This window comes from Candidatus Parvarchaeota archaeon, from assembly GCA_016866895.1.
Taxonomy (GTDB): domain Archaea; phylum Micrarchaeota; class Micrarchaeia; order Anstonellales; family VGKX01; genus VGKX01.
The window spans coordinates 1-1,414 of record VGKX01000211.1 but is presented as its reverse complement, the minus strand read 5'-3'; the positions used below and the strand labels follow the sequence as shown (position 1 = coordinate 1,414).

Annotated in this window: 2 protein-coding genes; one reads left to right on the top strand and one right to left on the bottom strand. The window is 46.3% G+C overall.

Features of this window, described 5'->3' with window-relative positions; all coding sequences use genetic code 11:
• A partial coding sequence (locus FJZ26_06010) for a transposase (GenBank protein MBM3229962.1) occupies positions 1-475 on the top strand: 475 nt, incomplete at its 5' end.
• Between the two features lie 117 nt (positions 476-592).
• On the opposite strand, the gene FJZ26_06005 is transcribed toward FJZ26_06010, so the two are convergent.
• Positions 593-874: a hypothetical protein gene (locus FJZ26_06005; protein MBM3229961.1), complete on the bottom strand. Its 282-nt coding sequence runs from the start codon at positions 872-874 to the stop codon at positions 593-595.
• Between the last annotated feature and the right edge of the window lie 540 nt (positions 875-1,414).

Below are 1,414 nucleotides of genomic sequence, written 5' to 3'. Positions count from 1 at the left end.
CTGGATGCAGGAGTGGGTCGTCCATTGCAAACCGGTTGGCGATGGTCAGGCTGCCCTCAAGTATCTGGCTCCTTATATTCATCGCGTTGCCATCAGCAATCGCCGTTTACTCGCTTTTGACAACCGCGGCTCCATCGAAAGTTCTCTCGTGACCTTCCAATTTCGCGCCTCGGATACCGGTCAACTCAAAACCTGTACGCTTTCCGTCGAGCAGTTCTTTCAGCGTTTTCTGCAACATGTCCTCCCGCATGCCTTTGTCAAGGTCCGCTACTACGGCTTCTTCGGCGCTTCGATCCGCCCCAGGTTGACGCTCTTGCAGAAGTTGCTCGGCACGCCACTCCCTGATCTGGATAAGCAACCACCTGCTTCCTCTCAAGCACAACCCGAGCCTCCTTCCAAGATCCTTTGTCCTTCCTGTGGTCACCCCATGATCTTTCTGAAAAAATTATCCCCGCAGCAATGCCGTTCGCCTTAACTCCCTTGTCTTTCCCTCTCATTTCTTCTGGCAGGTGTCTCTTCTTTTACGCCTGTCTGTTTTGCGTTGCCTTGGCTCTCTTTTCTCTTTGATTTTTCTTTTACAGCCTTGCGTTTCTCATGTAAAATACTTCCCAGATCGTTCTTTATTGGTGGGATGTACTTCCTTTTGACTTTTTTTCACAGTTCCACCTGGCTTCTTTTTCCAAATACGGCTTAGTTCAACTAGGACAGATGCGGCGGCGCTTTCTCCATTTCTTTTCACTTTCTCCACTCCCGCCGCATCAATCCTTAATTCGTTAGCCGCTGGCGCGAAAATACATAACCCGCTTTCGTCAATTTGTTTTGTAAGTTGAGTTTGTTTTTTATCGGTCATCTTTTTCCCCGTTCCCGTTTTCATCTTTTATCGGCTTGAGTCTTCTTTTCAATTTGCGGTTTGTAAGTTTGGCTCTTTCGCTTGTCAGCGTTTCTTTCATCGGCAAAAGTTCAGTTTCATTTTGTCGAGTCGCTGAAATCGGCTTCAAGGTTTTCAATTCAGGTTTTGGTCAACGTAAGTTTCGATTGGCTTTGTTTCGTGGCTTCGGCTTTGTTCGTGGTTGGTTTGTGTAGGTTCTCAAAATCGGCGTGTTTTCTGTTTGCAAAGTTTCGGGTAAGTTGAGTTTGTAAAATTATCTCGGTTTCGTTGGCGTTGTCGGTTTATGGCAAAGTCAGGTTTTCCAAAATCAGCATTTATGTTCGTCTGTGGTTTTGATTAGCAAAATCCATTTTTGTAGCAAGTGTTCTGGTTTATTGTGTCTCATTGGGTTTTGGTGAAAAGCAAAGTTCGTTGTAAAATGTAGTCATGTTTGCGGGCAGGTCTTTTACAGTCAGCGAGTCTTGCACAACAACGCGGCTAACAAAGCGTGCACCTGACGTGTGGGATTCTGCGGCATTTACAGGC